We start from the raw sequence: 17,215 nt of genomic DNA, 5'->3' as shown, positions 1-17,215 counted from the left end.
CCGGGCGGCGACCGGGCGGGGTCAGGAGGCGCGCACCACCATCAGGCCCGCACGCAGCCCCACCCGCACGTCCGGGTTGGGGAACACGACGTATTCCTGTTCGTGCTGCACGGTGTAGATGGTGTCGCCGTCGCGCGCGATTTCGGCGCCCTGCGGCAGCGCCGTGAAGTTCTGCGTGTCGCGCCCGAACGCCATCGTGAACTGGTCGCTCAGCTTGATGATCTGCTGGGCCGTGTTGAAGATGTGCGGCTGGTGCCCGGCCGACGCGGGCGCCACGCCGCGCAGCAGCGCGTCCAGCGCCTGCGCCGCCTCGGCGAACTGGCCGATGTCGTTCTGGCCCAGCGTGCCGATGCGGCCCAGCTCCACCGTGGTGCCGGCCGCGCCGTGGTGCTCGGACGCGTAGTAGCTGTAGGTGCCCGCCGACTGCGGGTTCATGATGATGGCGCCGATGCCGGCCGCACCCAGCCAGGCTATCAGGCGGCCGCGCGCGCCGGCCTCGATCAGCTCGGGCACGATGGCGAAGGTCGGATAAACGGACGGCCGGATCGCCGTGTGCAAATCCAGGTGCCAGCGGTCCGGCCCGGCGCCGTCGAAGAAGGCCGTGGTGGCGGCCATCATCACGTCGGCCCGCGCCGCCTCGGCGGTGCCGGCCAGCGTGCCCCGCTCGGCGCGGAACATGCGGTTCAGGTCCGCGTCGATGAAGCGCTTGCCGGCGCGGATGGCGCCGATATTGCCGACGCAAAGCATCAAATCCACCGCCAGCGCAGCCGCGTTCACCGCCACATCACGCGACAGCGCGTCCAGCAGGTGGGCCACCACTTCGATCGGTCCCGTCTCGTCGCCATGCACGCCGACCGACACCAGCACGCTGGCGCGGTCGGGCGCGCCCGCACGCGAGGGCCCCTTGATGGTGAGGATGCCGTCGGCCGGTTGCGCCACCGTGAAGCCGGCGCGGGTAAAGCGCCCGGCCACGGCGCTGAAATCCGCCTCGGCCAGGGCCCGCACGGCCTCCGGCAACGGGGCGGCAGATGCGGAGGAAGTCGTTTGCGTCATGCTCATCCGCTTATGCCGCCACGGTTGCGTTGCTGGCCTCGGACAAGGCCCACACATCGAGCATGGCCTGCTCCAGGTCCGCCACCGGCGCGTAGCCGGACAGGCCCAGCGTGCAGGTCACCAGTTCCACCGCCTCGCTGGCGTCATGGCCGCCCGTGGCGCGCTCCAGCACCTGGGTCAGCAGACGATGCTGGGTGCGGCGCAGCGCCTGCTGGGCGTAGCTGCGCAACTGTTCCTGCGACTTGCTGCGGGCCGGCATTTTCAGGCCGCGCTCCAGCGTGTCGATGCCGGCCTGCGCGCGCAGGTTCAGGCCCACTTGCAGGAAGGCCGGCAAGTCCATGCCGGCTGGCCGGTTGACCGACAGCGCCGCGAACACGAAACCGGCCACCGCCTCGATCGCGTCGACCGCCTTCCACGCTTGCGCGAACGCGGGGCGCAGGCCGGGCACGGCGTCGGCATCGGCCGTGCCTTCGGCTGGCATCAGTTGCTTGAGCAGATCGGGCTGGGCGAACACGCGGGTCAGCTCGGCCAGGCCGCCGGCAGCGCGCAACTGTTCGGCGGGCACCGACAGCACGCCTTCGATCACGGCCTTCTGCAGGCTGCGGGTGCGGCCATCGACCTTGATCGAGACCACGCGCGGAATCTTCAGTGCGTCAGCGTCCAGCGTGTCGAACACGGACGCCAGGCTCAGGGCCGACCATGCCTGCCCCCAGGCCTGGATCACGTCCGCCTCGTCCACGTTGTGGGCGGCCGCCAGGTCGCGCAGCATCAGCGGGCCGCAACGGTTGACGGCTTCATTGGCCAGCACGGTGGCCAGGATGGCGTTGGCCAGCGGGTGCGCCAGCGCGCTGCGGGTGGACACCAGCAGCGCCGGGAAGTACGGCTTCAGCACCGACTCGGCCCAGCTGTGCTCCGTCAGCGGCAGGGCCGACAGGATGCGCTTGTAGCGGTTCTTGACGTTGGCGATCACCACCGCCAGTTCCGGCGTCGTCAGGCCGCGGCCATCGGCCTTGCGGCGCGCCAGTTCAGCCACCGTGGGCAACTGCTCCAGTTCGCGCGACAGGGCGCCCTCTTCCTCCAGGCTGGCGATCAGGGCGGCGTAGCCATCCTGCACCGCGGCGCCCGACTGGTCCTGTGCTTCGCGCACCAGCAAATGGGTTTGCAGCGTGTTGTCGCGCAGGACCAGGCGTTCGATGTCGGCCGTCATGTCGTTCAGGAGGCGGTTGCGGTCCGCTTCTGCCAGCTGGCCGGCATTCATTTCCACGTCAAGCCACATCTTGGCGTTCACTTCATGGTCGGAGCAATCGACGCCGGCCGAATTGTCGATCGCGTCCGTGAAGATGCGGCCGCCGGCCAGTGCGAACTCGATACGGCCAGCCTGGGTCGCACCGAGGTTGCCGCCTTCGGCCACCACCTTGCAGCGCAGCTGGCTGCCGTCCACGCGGATATGGTCGTTGGCGCGGTCCTTGACCTGGGCGTGGGTTTCAGCCGAGGACTTGATGTAGGTGCCGATACCGCCGTTGTAGAACAGGTCTACCGGCGCCTGCAGGATGCGGTGCATCAGTTCCTCAGGCGAGAGCGCCGTCTCCTCGATGGCCAGCGCGGCGCGGATCTGCGGCGACAGCTCGATGCTGCGCAGCGTGCGCGGATAGACGCCGCCGCCAGCCGAGATCAGTTCCTTGTTGTAGTCGTCCCACGACGAGCGTGGCAGTGCGAACATGCGGGCGCGCTCGTTGAACGAGGCTTCCATGTCCGGGTTCGGATCGAGGAAGATGTGGCGGTGGTCGAACGCGGCCAGCAGTTTCAGTTTGCGCGACAGCAGCGCGCCGTTGCCGAACACGTCGCCCGACATGTCGCCCACGCCCACCATGGTGGTGGCGGTGGCGTGGATGTCGTGGTCCAGTTCATAGAAGTGGCGCTTGACGGCTTCGAACGCGCCCTTGGCCGTGATGCCCATCTTCTTGTGGTCGTAGCCGTTCGAGCCGCCGGACGCGAACGCATCACCCAGCCAGAAGCCGCGCTGCACGGCGATGCTGTTGGCGATATCGGAGAACGTGGCCGTGCCCTTGTCGGCCGCCACCACCAGGTAGGGGTCGGCGCTGTCGTAGCACACGGTGTCGGTCGGCTGCACGATCTTGCCCAGCACGCGGTTGTCGGTCATCTCCAGCAGGCTGGCGATGAACAGGCGGTACACGGCTTCGCCTTCGGCCGCGATGGTTTCACGCACGGCGTCCTTGGGCATCTGCTTGCACACGAAGCCGCCCTTGGCGCCGGCCGGCACGATCACGGCGTTCTTCACCATCTGCGCCTTGACCAGGCCCAGCACCTCGGTGCGGTAATCTTCCATGCGGTCGGACCAGCGCAGGCCGCCGCGCGCCACCGGGCCGCCGCGCAGGTGCACGCCTTCGAAGCGGCGCGAGAACACGAAGATCTCGCGGAACGGCCGTGGCTCCGGCACCAGCGCCAGGTTGCTGGTGTCGAATTTGAAGATGATCTTGTCGCCCTTCTGCGCGTTCTGGAAGTAGTTGGTGCGCAGCGTGGCCAGCATCAGGTCGATGATGGCGCCCAGGATTTCCTCGCTGTCGGCGTGGTTGATGGCAGGCAGGCCACGCTTGATGTCGTGCATTGCCTGCTGTGCCGCCATGCGGCGCGCCTCGTCCAGCGCCGGGTCGAAGCGCTGCAGGAAGGCCTGCACCAGTTCGCGCACCACGGCCGGCTGCTTGCGCAGGCACTCGGCCACGTAACGCACGGAGAAGCGGCTGCCGGCCTGGCGCCAGTAGCTCATGTAGGCGCGCACCAGCTGCACTTCGCGCATGCTGAGGCCACCTTCGATCACCAGGCCATTCAGGCGACCATCCTCGGCGTCGTTGTTGAACAGGGCCGTGAACAGTTCCTGCGCCACGTGCACCACGTTAGGCTGCGCCAGCTTGGCGGCGCTGGCAGCGTCCACCGACAGGCTGCTGACGAAGTGGCGCTGGCCGCCCACGTTGATCGAATGGGCGCGCTCGCGGTCGATGGCCACGCCCGCGTTGTGCAGGGCCGGCAGGATGGTCGACAGGGCTGGCACCTTGTCCACCGAGTACAGGCGGATGGTGGTCGCTTCGTCAGCCGTCTCGATGCGCACGGCCACGCGCGACGGGTCTTCCATGCGCAGCAGGGAGCCGAGGTCGCGGAAGGCCACGGCTGGCGCGGTGGCGGCCACGTAGTCGGCCGGCAGCGTGGCGCACAGCTTGCGCAGGCTGGCGCGCATGGGCACGTCGAACACGGCGTCGGCCAGCGCGGCGAACTGGTCGTGCCAGCCATCGAGCACGGCCAGCAGCGGTTGCTGGATGTCCGTTTCCAGGTCCAGCGGGTAGCGGGCCGCGTGCGCGATCAGGTACACGCGCGCCAGCGGACCGTCCGCCACCAGGGTCTGGGAGCTGATGTGGGTGGCGCCGGAGCTGCCTTGCAGCGCCTTGGCCAGTGCCGAAGCCACGCTGGCGCTGTAGCGTTCACGCGGCAGGTAGACCAGCACGTTCAGGTGGCGCGCATACACGTCGCGGCGCGCAAACACCTTGGTGCGCGGCTGCTTGTACAGCGACACGACGGCGCCGCACACTTCGGCCAGCCATTCCGGTTCCGCTTCCAGCGCTTCCGTGCGCGGCAGCGATTCCAGGATCTCCACGAACTTCTCGGCGCGGAAGCCTTCCTGGCGCACGCCGGCGATGCTCAGCACCTTGGCGATGCGGCCGCGCGCGAACGGCAGGCGCGCCAGCGGGGTGGATTTGGCGGCGCGCGTGAACAGGCCCACGAAGCAGTATTCGCCGAGGATGGCGCCTTGCGCGTTCACATGGCGCACGCCGATGAAGTCGAGCTGCTGGTCGCGGTGCAGCGTGCCTTCCACGTCGGCCTTGACGATGGACAGCGTGTGGTTGCGCTTGGACAGGGTGTCGAAGTCGCCGGGGATGTTGGCCAGGCAGGTGCCGTAGACGGGGTGGCTGGTGTCCTGCAGCACGCCGATGCGGCTGGGGATGTCGCGTTCCAGTTCGCGCTCGCCCGGTTTCACCTGGTAGTAGGCGTAACCGAACGGTTCGAAGCCCTCGGTGCGGGCCCAGTCCAGGAAGGCCGCCACTTCCTGGCCTTCCTCGCCGTTGACGGCGGCCGCTTCGGCCGCCACGGCCTTGAAGTGTTCCAGCATGGCGGCATGGTCGCGGTGCACCACGGCGGCGTCGCGCGCCACCATCTCGATGCGGGCCAGCAGCGCGTCCAGTTCGGCCTGCGGCAGTTCCTCGGCCAGCAGGCACATGACGTAGGATTCGGCCTTGTCGCCGGGCTGGCCGACGGCCGTCACCACGCCGTCGGCGCCGCGGCGCACGGACAGCACGGCGTTCAGCACGCCGTTGGCGGCCACGCGCTGGTGGCGCATCGCCATCACGATGGAGTCGACCAGGTAGGGCATGTCGTCATTGAGGATCAACAGCGCGGTGGCCATGCCGCCACGGCCGTCGGCGTAGCGCAGCGCGGCGATCTGGCAGCCGGCGGCGGCGCGTTTGGACGCCCGCGTGAAACCATCCCACAACGCCGGCGCCAGGCTGTCGGGCGCGATGCCCGCGAAATCCTCAACGTCCAGGGAACCGAGCCAGGCGCTGATCAGGGCCGCAACCTGGCTGCTGTCGGTAGCAGGCTTGCTGGCGTTGACCAGGTCGAGCGTCTGCTTGCGCAGGTCTTGTGGCATTTGTTTCATCTGTTTTCTCCGTTAGTGTTTTGAGTCCGGCCGCGCGCTCAGGCTTGTGGCCTGGCGCAGCGGCCGGATGCTGCTAAAAGAACGGGGTTGGCCCGTTCAAATTCTTTTCTAACCTATGCAGTGTATTTAACCGCTTTCGCTCTGCTCCGTCCACTTAAACCGGGGACAGACCCCGCGCTTCAAGCGCCCCGGCCTTTTTCCTGCGGCGCTGGTCGCGGGGTCAGGCCCCTTGCTGGCGGCGGCGGTGCACTGCCTTACAAATCGTACAAACCGGGCAGGCCCAGGATGCGGGTCAGCTCATCGAGCGCCGTGTGCACTTCGATGGCCAGCGCCGGATCGGCCAGGTCGGCCGGCTCCAGCCGGTCGCGGTAGTGCTTCTCGACCCAGGCCACCAGCGTGTGGTACAGCGGCTCAGTCATCACCACGCCCTGGTGCATGGCGCGCGCCTCGGCGTCCGTCAGCGCCACGCGCAGGCGCAGGCAGGCAGGCCCACCGCCGTTGCGCATGCTCTGGCGCAGGTCGAAGTGGATCAGCTCATCAATGGGGCCGCCGCTGGCCACCAGCTCCTGCAAATAGCTGGCCACGGCCGCGTTTTCCTGGCACTCGTGCGGGATCACCAGCGCCATCTTGCCGCCATCCTTGGACAGCAGCTGGCTGTTGAACAGGTAGCTGGCCACGGCGTCCGCCACTGATACCTTTTTGGTATCAACGCGGATGGCGTTCAGCTGCGCACCCACGCCTTCCATGGCACGGCGCAGTTGCGCCAGGCCGCCGGCCTCGTCCGCGAACGCCTGCTCGTGGTAGAACAGCACGTTGCCGTTGCCGACCGCGATCACGTCGTTGTGGAACACGCCCTGGTCGATCACGTCCGGGTTCTGCTGCAGGTAGACGGTGCGCTCACTGTTCAAGCCATGCAGGCGCGCCACGGCCTGCGATGCTTCCAGCGTCTGGCGGGCCGGGTAGCGCTTGGGCGCGGGCGCTGAGGCGTCGAACTCCACGCGGCCGTACACGAACAGTTCCACGCCCTGCTGGCCATGGCTGGCGCACAGGCGCGTGTGGTTGGCCGCGCCCTCGTCGCCGAAGGCCGGGGTGCCGGGCAGCGCGTCGTGCACGGCGAAGTGCTGCTCGTCCTTGAAGATGGCGCGCAGGCTGCGGGCCGACTGCGCATGTTCATACGCGCGGTGCAGCTTGTTGTTCAGGTTGGCGGCCGTGAAATGGGTGCGGCCATCCGCGCTGTCGGCCGACGGGCTGACCGTGGCGGCGTTGGCGGTCCACATGGGCGAGGCCGAATAGGCGCACGCCAGGATCACGGGCGACTCTTTGTAGGCGCGGGCCAGCACTTCCGCGTCCGTGCCGGTGAAGCCGATGCTGCGCAGCAGGCGGAAGTTGGGCCGGTCCTGCGGCGGCAGCAGCGCCTGGGCGAAGCCGCGCGCGGCCAGCGCGCGCATCTTGGCCAGGCCCTGCAAGGCCGCCTGCCTGGGATTGGAGGCGCTCTTGACGTTGCTGAACGAGGCCACGTTGCCGAACGAAAGACCGGCGTAGTTGTGCGATGGCCCGACCAGGCCGTCGAAGTTGAATTCGCGTGCGGAGTTGCCCATGATGGTCCTTAGAAGTGCATGCCCGGCGACAGCTTGGCCGGCATTTCAAGCGCGCTGTTCTCGATCGAGGCGACCGGGTAGGCGCAGTAGTCGGCCGCGTAGTACGCGCTCGGGCGGTGGTTGCCGGACTGGCCCACGCCGCCGAACGGCGCGCTGCTGGCCGCGCCCGTGGTGGGACGGTTCCAGTTGACGATGCCGGCGCGGGCGCGCACCTGGTAGGTCTTCCACAGCGCCTCGTCGTTCGAGATCAGGGCCGAGGCCAGGCCGAAGGCGGTGGCGTTGGCGGTCTTGATGGCGGTGTCGAAATCGGCCACGCGGATCACCTGCAGCAGGGGGCCGAACCATTCCTCGTCCGGGATACCTTTGGCGTCGGTGACGTCGACGATGCCGGCCGTGACGAAGCCGGTGTTCTCGTCCAGCTGGCGCATCTGCAGCAGCGATTTGCCGCCGCGCGCCACCATGTCGGCCTGGGCCTGCACCAGCCGGCGCGCCACGGCGGCCGACACCACGGGGCCCATGAACGGCGCCGGTTCCGCGTCCGGCGCGCCCACGGTCAGGCTGCTGGCCACGTCCACCAGGCGGTCGATGATGGCCTGGCCTTGCGCGTTGTCGGGCACGATCAGGCGGCGCGCGCAGGTGCAGCGCTGGCCGGCCGAGATGAAGGCCGACGAGATGGCCATGAACACGGCCGCGTCGATGTCTTTCACGTCCCAGATCACGAGCGGGTTGTTGCCGCCCATTTCCAGCGCCAGCATCTTGCCCGGCTGGCCGCCGAACTGCTTGTGCAGCGCGGTGCCGGTCTGGCAGCTGCCGGTGAACAGCACGCCGTCCAGCTCCGCGTCCTGGCCCAGCGCGATGCCGGTGTCGCGGCCGCCGTTGACCAGGTTGACCACGCCGTCCGGCAGGCCGGCCTGCTGCCACAGCTGCACCGTGCGCACCGCCGTGCGCGGCGCGAATTCGCTGGGCTTGAAGACGATCGTGTTACCGGCGATCAGGGCCGGCACGATGTGGCCGTTGGGCAGGTGGCCGGGGAAGTTGTACGGGCCGAACACGCCGAACACGCCGTGTGGACGGTGGCGCAGCACGGCCTCGCCGTCGGCCACCTTGTTGTGGCTCTCGCCCGTGCGCGCCGCGTAGGCCTGCACCGAGATGTCGACCTTGTTGGCCATGGTGGTCACTTCGGTGCGCGACTCCCACAGCGGCTTGCCCACTTCTTCGGAGATCAGCTGCGCCAGTTCCTCGGCGTTGGCCTTGAGCAGATCGCGGAAACGGGTGCAGACGGCGATGCGCTCATCCAGCGGGGTCTGCGCCCAGCCTTCGAACGCGGCGCGTGCGGCGGCGCTGGCGCGCGCCACGTCCTGCGCCGTCGCCTCGCGGCTGGCCCAGGTCTGGCGGCCATTGGCCGGGTTGACGGTGACCAGCTGCTCGCCGCTGCCGGCCAGCCATTGACCGTTAATGAAGTTGCTCAATGGGGTGTTCGCTTCAGACATTTGGGTTCTTCCTCACGTTGAGAGACAGGGTGCGCACGGTGTCGCCGGTATGGCAGTGCAGTAGCTTTTGTTCAGCTTCGGGCAGCGCGATGGCGCCGTTGACGGGGGCCGCATGTGACAGCAGCATGCGGAAGTCGCGCATATTGGTGTTCGACACCAGCACCGGCTCGGCCGGCGCCGTTTCGGGCGCGCAGGCCGTGTCCCAGTCGCCGGCCAGGCCGATCTGGGCCAGCGTGCTGTCGCGCATGGCGCGCAGTTCGGACACGCGTGCCTGCAACACGGGACCGGCGTCGAAGATGTCGACATAGCCTTCGAAGTGCATGCCTTCCTGCTCCAGCAGGCGGCGCGCCGGTGCCGTGGACGGATGCACCTTGCCGATCACGTCGCGCGCTTCCTGCGGCAGGTAGGCCACGTACAGCGGCTGGCGCGGCATCAGCTCGGCGATGAAGGACTTCTTGCCCAGCGCCGTCAGCTCGTCGACGTGGTTGAAGTCCATCTTGAAGAAGTGGCGGCCCAGGCCCTCGTAGAACGGCGAGCGGCCCGCCTCGGCCTGGTAGCCGCGCATTTCCGCGATCAGCTTTTCCGTGAACAGGTGCGGGAACTGGGCGATGAACAGGAAGCGGCACTTGGACAGCAGCTTGCCGTTGTTGCCGCTGCGGTAGTCCGGGTGCAGGAACAGCGAGCACAGTTCCGTGCTGCCCGTCAGGTCGTTCGACAGGTACAGCGTCTCCATGCGCGTGAACACATCGAGCTCGCGGCTCGAATGCACCAGCGTGCCGATGCGGTAGTTATAGAACGGCTCCGTCAGACCGACGGCGCTCTTGATGGCGCACACGCCGGCGATGCGGCCCGTGTCGGTGTCCTCCATCACGAACATGTAGTCGCGTTCGTGCGGCGGGATGGTTTCGGCGAACGAGGCCACGGCCACGCGGACCCGGTCGCCCAGCATCTTCATGTCCGGCTTGAGCGTGGTCATGCCGCTGCCGACCTGGGTGGCCATGACGTACAAGGCATCGAGATCGTCGGCCTTAATTGCGCGTACAACTAGCATAGGAATTCCAATGTTTGACTGAGTGCTTACAGACGGACGCAGACCACGGTGTCGCCGTCGGTCACCTGCAGCGCGGCCTGCACGGCCACCGGCAGCGCCACCACGGCCAGCGATTCGAGCGGCGCGCAGGCCATCACGACGGCGCGGAAGTGCTGGTCGGCGCCGGTGGCGATGGCGTAGGCGACGGGCGGTTCGCGGTTGCGGTCCGGCTCGGCCGGGCAGGTGGCCACGCGCCGCTGCAGTGCACCGGTGAAGGTGCGCAGCGCGTGCTTGTGGGCTTGCAGGATCGGGCCGCCGTCGAAGATGTCGATGTAGTCGTCGGCCTCGAAGCCTTCGGCCGTCAGCAGGTTGAACGCCAGTTCGCCCGACGGGTGGATCTGGCCCATGGCCGCCTGGGCGTCGCCCGGCAGCAGCGGCACGTACACCGGATAGTGGGGCATCAGCTCCACGATCAGGGTGCGGTTACGGGCGCCGCCGATCACGCGTTCGGCGTCCAGGAAATCCATCTGGAAGAACTTGCGGCCCAGCGCATCCCAGAACGGCGAACCGCCCTGCGCGTCCGTGATGCCGGCCAGCGGCACGAAGAAACGGTCGGCGAAGCGCTGCGGCGCCAGCACGGCGAACAGCAGCCGCGCGCGCGACAGCAGGGCCGCTTCCGGCGCGTCGCACATGCTGGGGTCGACGTAGAAGGTCGACAGCTGGGAGTAGCCCGTCAATTCCGAGCACAGCGTGAGCGCGTGCACGCTGTGGCTGATGTTCAGGTCACGCGACACCTGCTGGATCACGTCGTTGCGGAACGAGAAATAGGTGCCGTTGGAACCGGCCGCCGCGTAGATGGACGCGGTGCCGAGGATGGTGTGGTCGGCCAGCGATTCGAGCACGAACAGGTAGGACTCTTCGCTGGGCATGTCGACGTGGGCGGCGAACGAGGCGATCGAACGCTCGACCAGCGCGGCGATCTTCTCACGCGTCTTGGGCAGCGTGTGCACACCCGGCATGGTCACTGCCGCCAGCGCTTCCAGGGCCGCGATATCCGCAATCTCTACCGGACGGACAACATACATGGGAGCTCCTTCAATTTCTTACCAGGCTTGCGGATGCCGGTGGGGTAAAACGCAGCGCTCCCGCGCGAAGGCGGGAGCGGCGGGTTGCGGTGCGGTCGCTTACGCTGCCTTGAGCAGGTCGTCCAGCGCGGCGCGCAGCAGGCTGTCGGCCTTGGCGATCTGGGCGTCCGACACGATCAGGGCCGGCGCCAGGCGCACCACTTCGGTGCCAGCGATCAGCAGCATCAGGCCATGCGCTTCAGCGGCCTTCTGGATGTCCTTGGAACGGCCCTTGAAGCTTTCGGCCACGACCATGCCCAGCAGCAGGCCGGAACCGCGCACGGTGCTGAACACCTGCGGGTAATCGGCCGCCAGTTTCTGCAGCGTGGCCACCAGGTTCTTGCTGGCTTCCTTGACGCGGGCCAGGAAGGCCGGCTGGTTGATCGTCTCCAGCACGTTCAGGGCCACGGTGGCGGCCAGCGGGTTGCCGCCGTAGGTGGTGCCGTGGCTGCCCACGCCCAGGCTCTTGGCCAGTTCGTTGGTGGTCAGCATGGCGCCGATCGGGTAGCCGTTGCCCAGCGCCTTGGCCGAGGTCAGGATGTCCGGGGTCACGCCGTAGCCCATGTAGGCGAACAGCTCACCGGTACGGCCCATGCCGCACTGGACTTCGTCGAAGATCAGCACGGCGCCGGTCTTGTCGCACAGCGCGCGCAGCTCTTTCAGGAAGTCGGCATCGGCCGGCACCACGCCGCCTTCGCCCTGCACCGGCTCCACCACCACGGCGCACACGTCATCGGTGATGGCCATTTGCGCCGCCTCGATGTCGTTGTACGGGATATGGTCGATCGACGGCGGCAGCGGCTCGAAGCCTTCCGTGTACTTGGCCTGGCCGCCGACGGAGACGGTGAACAGGGTACGGCCGTGGAACGAGTGGAAGCACGACACGATGCGCGACTTGTGCGCGCCGTACTTGGTGTGGGCGTGCTTACGGGCCAGTTTCAGGGCCGCTTCGTTGGACTCGGCACCCGAGTTGCAGAAGAAGGCGCGGTCGGCGAAGGTGGCTTCCGTCAGCGCCAGCGCCAGGCGCAGCACGGGTTCATTGGTGTAGCCGTTACCGAGGTGCCACAGGGTGTTGGCCTGCTTGGTCAGCGCCTCGACCAGCACCGGGTGGCAGTGGCCCAGCGAGTTGACCGCGATACCGGACGTGAAGTCCAGGTACTGCTTGCCGTTCTGGTCCCACAGGTCCAGGCCGGCGCCGCGCACCGGCACCATGGCCGACGGGGCGTAGGTCGGCACCAGCACCTCGTCGAAGGTCTGGCGAGTTACAGGACGTGTGGTCACGGTCGAATCAAGCTTGGCGTTCATGGCTATCCCTATCAAAGTGGGTACGGTGGCGGCGGGGCCGCACTGGAGCACCCATTATAAAAAGCGGGATGCTAAAACTCTTTTGAAATGGCGACAAGGATTTTCATTTTTACCGCGTCCCGGCGGCGGACTCAGAACGTGTGCAGCACGCCCAGCTGCACCCCGTCGATGGCGCCGCCCGGCTGGGGCGAGCGGATCTGGGCGGCCGGCGCCACCACGGCCGCCCCCACCAGCGCAAAACTGTTGCGCTGGTCGTATTGGCGCAGCCGGGCCAGCGATCCGTACAGCGAGGTGCGCACGGACAGCCGGTACTGGGCCTGCGCACCCAGCTCGGCCGCGTCGCCATGGCCGGCGCCGGCCAGCCGGTCGCGCAGTCCGGCCCAGCCAAACGACAGCGCCAGCGGGCCATCGGCGCGCCAGCGCACGGACAGCGAATACAGCATGGAGCGCTGGCTGCCGTCGCTGCGGCGCTCGCTGCCCACGGCCCCGAACACGGTCCAGCGCGGCGTCCATGTCCAGGACGCGCCCATGCTGGCGCGCCGCGCCCGGTACGGCAGGGCCGCATTGTCGACCTGCTGGTAGTTCGCCCCCAGATACAGGCCGGGGCGCTCGTATTCGGCCGCCAGCTGCAGGTTGCGGTTGGCGGCCGTCTCGGCCAGCGGCGCGGCCCCGCCCGTGGCGCCGCGCGCGGCCAGCACCTGCAGCGTCAGCCCGCCCAGGTCGGGCGAGAAGTAGCCGATGGCGTTGTCGATGCGCGGCGGCGCGCCATACATATTGTTCCAGCCCGACGCCTGGGTGGCGCTGGTGAAAGCGTCAAACTTGCCGTTCATGTAAAACTGCGGGGTGTTCTGGCGGCCCAGCCGCACTTCGCCCAACGGGCCGCCCAGCCCCACCCAGGCCTGGCGGTTGAACAGGCGGTTGCCGTCCGCGCCGCTGCCGTCGTCGCCGTTCAGGCCTGCCTCCAGCACGAAACTGCTGCGCAAGCCGCTGCCCAGCTCCTCGCGGCCCCGCAAGCCCAGCCGGCTGGCCAGCAGGCCGCTGGCGTCGATGCGCGTGACGGGCGCCAGGCCATCGGCCGCGATGCGGGTGGCGAAGGTGTCGATCACGCCGTAGGCCGTCACGCCGCTGTCGGCCAGGGCACTGTGGCAGACGCCCCACAGCGCGCCGGCAAGCAGTTTCAGATTTGCCCGGCAGATTGTGTCTTTGCCGCGAAGATTGTTCATCATGTCTATATTCCGCCCTCAGAGTGGGCTATGCTGTGAAACATTCGGGGGCGCATCGCAAAAGGCTACTCTCAAAATGCACACAGCACGAGCCGCACTGGCCACTTTATTTTGCATGCTGCTTGCATGGCCCGCCCTGACGGCGGCACAGGTTGCGCTCACACCACAAGAGCAGGCGTGGGTGCGCGCCCATCCGGTGCTGACCATGGCGCTCGACCAGTTCAACCCGCCCATCGCCTTCCGCCGCGCCGACAGCGAAGGCTCCTACGCGGGCGCCTGCTACGACTACGCGGAGCTGGTGGCGCGCAAGACCGGCCTCAAATTCCGCTACCAGGGCTCGACCTGGGACCAGGCCCTGACCAAGGGCATGGCGCACGAGGTGGACGGCGTGCTGTGCGCGCGCGACCGGCCCGAGCGCAGGAGCAGCCTCAATTTCTCCCTGCCCTACCTGGAACTGCCGATCGCCATGGCGACCCGGCCCGACCACGCCGCCACCCACATGCTGGGCGACTACGCCCACCAACGCGTCGCCGTGGTGCGCAATACGGCGCGCGTGCCGGTGCTGAAGGCGCGTTGCCCCGATTGCGAGCTGGTCGAAGTGGACAGCTCCCAGGACGGCATGGCACGCGTGCAGCAGGGCGCAGCGGACGCCTATTTCGACGACCTGCCCGTGGTGCAGCGCGCCATCGGCCAGGGCGCCCCGCTCAAGATCGCGCTGCTGTACTACTACTCGGAGGCGGCCACCATCCGGCTGGCCCTGCGCAACGACGCGCCCGAACTGCTGTCCATCATCGACAAGGGCGTGGCCGCCATCACGGCCGACGAGCACGCGCTGATCCGCGCGCGCTGGCTGGCGGCGGCCGAAGGCACGCCGGTGCAGCGCGAACTGGCCCTCACGCCGGCGCAGCGCGCCTGGCTGGCGGCCCACCCGGTGCTGCGGGTGGCCGTCGACAGCGGCCGCGCGCCCGTCGAATGGCGCGGCGAGGACGGCGCCTTGCACGGCATCTCGCTGGACTTCCTGCACCGCGTGGAAGAACAACTGGGCGTGCGTTTCGAGCTGCTGCCGGCGCGCGACGTGGCCGACGAACTCAGTCGCATCGAACAGCGCCAGGTGGACCTGGTGTCGGCCATTTCGCACACGCCGGGGCGGGCCGGCTTCATGCTGGTGACGGAGCCGTATCTGAGCACGCCGGTGGTGATCTTCGCCGGCACGGCCACCCCGCCCATCGGCGGCCTGGCCGGCCTGAGCGGCCAGCGCGTGGCCGTGGCCGCGCGCACCGGGGTGGCCGACGTGCTGCCGCATGACTGGCCCGGCATCGCCATGGTCCCGGTCAGCAACTTCCGGGCCGGCACCGAGCTGCTGCGCAACGGCAAGGTGCACGCCGTCGTCGGCCCGCTGCTGACAGGCACCCACCAGCTGGTGGAGCTGGGCGCGACCGACGTGCGGGTGGCCGGCGAAACCGATTACCGTTACCAGATCGGCATCGGCGTGCGTTCCGACTGGCCGGAACTGCTGCCCATCCTCGACGCGGCGCTGGCGGCCATCCCCAAGAGTGAGCGCGAGGCGTTCCGCCAGAACTGGAGCACCGTCCACTATGCGCACGACATCGATTACCGGCCGCTGGGCGCGCTGCTGCTGGCGGTGCTGGTGGCCGTCACCTTCATCGTGCAACTGCGGGTGATGGTCAAGCGCCGCACGGCCGAGCTGCAGCAGGAAGTGGCGGCGCGCCGCGCGCGCGAGGCCGAGATCCAGGAATTAAACGCAGAGCTCGAACAGCGCGTGACGGCCCGCACGGCCGAACTGCGGCAAGCGAACGACGACCTGCGCGTGGCGGCCGAGCAGTTGCTGCAGACGGAGAAAGTGGCGTCGCTGGGGCGGCTGGTGGCCGGCATCGCGCACGAACTGAGCACGCCGCTGGGCAGCGCGCTAACAGCGTCCACCACGCTCAAGGCCCACGTGGACAGCTTCGCGCGGGCGCTGGCGACCGGCCAGCTCAAGCGCTCGGCAGCCGACACCTTCGTCGGCCAGTGCCAGCAGGCCACGGAAATCATCGAGCGCAACACCTTCCGCGCGGCCGGGCTGATCGACAACTTCAAGGAACTGGCCGTGGACCAGGCCAGCGTGCGGCGCCGCGTGTTCCCGCTGCGGCGCACGGTGGAGGAAGTGATCGCCAGCCACCACAATGCTTGGAAGCACCGCGGCCACCACATCGCACTGGAGGTGGCGCCCGACATCGAGCTCGACAGCTTCCCGGGGCCGCTGGCCCAGGTGCTGTCCAACCTGCTGGAAAACTCGCTGGTGCACGGCTTCGAAGGCCGCAAAGGTGGCCACGTCCAGATCCGCGGCCAGCGCCAGGACGAGCGCGTGCTGCTGACCTACACGGACGACGGCAAAGGCATCCCGGCCGAATACCGCAACAAGATCTACGACCCGTTCTTCACCACCCGGCTGGGCCAGGGCGGCTCCGGGTTGGGCCTGTACATCGTGCAGACGCTGGTGACGGGGGTGCTGGGCGGCACCATCACGCTGCAGGGCGAACCGGGCGCCGGCACCTTGTTCCAGATCAGCCTGCCATTGAAGGCGCCCCAGCTCACCGAGCACAACGCCAGCGGCGCGCATGGCATGGTGGCCCTGCCCGACGCCAGCGGCCCGGCGCCGGTGCAGGCGCCTGTGTAGGACGCCTCAGCCGGCCGGCGGCATCAGCTTACGCTGGCGCTCCTCGCGCGGCGTGTTGCCGAACAGCGCGCCGAACGCAGTGGAGAAGTGCGAGCCGGACGAGAAGCCGCACATCAGCCCCACCTGCACGATCGAGTGATTGGTTTCCAGCAGCAACTGGCGCGCGCGCTGCAGGCGCAGCTCCAGGTAGTAGCGCGACGGCAGGCTGTCCAGGTATTGCTTGAACAGCCGTTCCAGCTGGCGCCGCGACAGGCCCACCAGGCCGGCGATGTCGTCGGTCGACAGCGGTTCCTCGATATTGGCCTCCATCAGCGTCACCGCCTCCGACAGCTTCGGTTGCAGCGCCCCAAAACGGGCCTGCAGCGCCACCCGCTGCCGTTCGTCATGGGGACGCACGCGCTCGATGCACAGGCTTTCCTTGATGGCGGCCTGCACGGTGGCGCCATACAGCGCCGCCACCAGCGTCAGCGCGAAATCGATGCTGGCCGCGCCGCCGCAGCAACTGAGCATGCGGCCGTCGAGCTCGAACAAATGGGGCGTGAGGATGGCGCGCTGCGTCAGCGCCTCCGTTTCCGCGTACAGCGCCCACGGCAGCGCGATGCGCACGCCGGCCATCAGCCCGGCGTCGGCCAGCCACAGCACGCCGGCGCCGACCCCGCCCCAGTAGCGGGCCGAGCGGCAACGGTCCAGCACCGTGCGCAACAACTCCGGCGGCGGCGGGGCTTGCTGCTCGTCGGCCACCAGCAGGGCCAGGTGCCAGCCCGGCTGGGGCTGGGTCAGCGCCGCCTGCTGGGGACTAAGGATATCGAGCCGCAGTTGCTCCGGCCCCAGCATCCGGGCCGCCAGCCGCAGCGGCTGGACCAGGCCGGCCCAGGTCAGGGCGTCGGGCTCGCCCGCGTTGACCAGCAGCACGCGCAGCGGCTGTTCCTGGGCCAGACGGGAGAGCGGTGAAAATGGCATGCGGTGTTTAATGGTCAGAAGGACGAGATAGT

10 protein-coding genes are annotated in these 17,215 nt (G+C 68.5%); 1 reads left to right on the top strand and 9 read right to left on the bottom strand.

The features are described from left to right. Positions 1 to 21: 21 nt before the first annotated feature. From H3H37_RS19280 to H3H37_RS19245, 8 genes are all read right to left on the bottom strand, one after another. Positions 22 to 1,053, bottom strand: coding sequence for a succinylglutamate desuccinylase (locus H3H37_RS19280; RefSeq protein WP_182165559.1), 1,032 nt, complete (start codon positions 1,051 to 1,053; stop codon positions 22 to 24). 10 nt (positions 1,054 to 1,063) lie between these two features. Beyond that, positions 1,064 to 5,776, bottom strand: a complete 4,713-nt coding sequence (locus H3H37_RS19275) for an NAD-glutamate dehydrogenase domain-containing protein (RefSeq protein WP_182165557.1) — start codon at positions 5,774 to 5,776, stop codon at positions 1,064 to 1,066. 254 nt (positions 5,777 to 6,030) lie between these two features. After that, positions 6,031 to 7,374 (bottom strand): N-succinylarginine dihydrolase, encoded by a 1,344-nt coding sequence (gene astB / locus H3H37_RS19270; RefSeq protein ID WP_182165555.1) that lies wholly within the window; start codon positions 7,372 to 7,374, stop codon positions 6,031 to 6,033. Positions 7,375 to 7,382: 8 nt separating this feature from the next. Continuing rightward, positions 7,383 to 8,864 (bottom strand): succinylglutamate-semialdehyde dehydrogenase, encoded by a 1,482-nt coding sequence (astD, locus tag H3H37_RS19265; RefSeq protein WP_182165553.1) that lies wholly within the window; start codon positions 8,862 to 8,864, stop codon positions 7,383 to 7,385. Further along, the gene (gene astA, locus H3H37_RS19260) at positions 8,857 to 9,915 is read right to left on the bottom strand and encodes an arginine N-succinyltransferase (protein ID WP_182165551.1); all 1,059 of its coding nucleotides are present in this window, start codon (positions 9,913 to 9,915) and stop codon (positions 8,857 to 8,859) included. Before astA (H3H37_RS19260) ends, astD begins: the two co-directional genes overlap by 8 nt. Before the next feature lie 26 nt (positions 9,916 to 9,941). Next, a complete protein-coding gene (gene astA / locus H3H37_RS19255; protein WP_182165549.1) occupies positions 9,942 to 10,979 on the bottom strand; it encodes an arginine N-succinyltransferase in 1,038 nt (345 codons plus the stop codon). Between the two features lie 99 nt (positions 10,980 to 11,078). Further along, positions 11,079 to 12,299 (bottom strand): acetylornithine/succinylornithine family transaminase, encoded by a 1,221-nt coding sequence (astC, locus tag H3H37_RS19250; protein ID WP_311197562.1) that lies wholly within the window; start codon positions 12,297 to 12,299, stop codon positions 11,079 to 11,081. Positions 12,300 to 12,454: 155 nt separating this feature from the next. Then, complete coding sequence (locus H3H37_RS19245) at positions 12,455 to 13,549, bottom strand: porin (protein ID WP_182165545.1); 1,095 nt, start codon at positions 13,547 to 13,549, stop codon at positions 12,455 to 12,457. A 112-nt stretch (positions 13,550 to 13,661) separates the two neighbouring features. Here H3H37_RS19245 and H3H37_RS19240 point away from each other — a divergent pair, with 112 nt between their 5' ends. Beyond that, a complete protein-coding gene (locus H3H37_RS19240) occupies positions 13,662 to 16,223 on the top strand; it encodes a transporter substrate-binding domain-containing protein (protein ID WP_182165543.1) in 2,562 nt (853 codons plus the stop codon). Positions 16,224 to 16,229: 6 nt separating this feature from the next. On the opposite strand, the gene H3H37_RS19235 is transcribed toward H3H37_RS19240, so the two are convergent. After that, on the bottom strand, positions 16,230 to 17,183 hold the full coding sequence (locus H3H37_RS19235) for a GlxA family transcriptional regulator (protein ID WP_182165542.1): 954 nt from the start codon (positions 17,181 to 17,183) through the stop codon (positions 16,230 to 16,232). Positions 17,184 to 17,215: the final 32 nt, after the last annotated feature.

Source organism: Rugamonas brunnea, assembly GCF_014042345.1.
Classification (GTDB): Bacteria; Pseudomonadota; Gammaproteobacteria; order Burkholderiales; family Burkholderiaceae_D; genus Rugamonas; species Rugamonas brunnea.
This window is presented reverse-complemented; position numbering and strand designations above follow the sequence as displayed.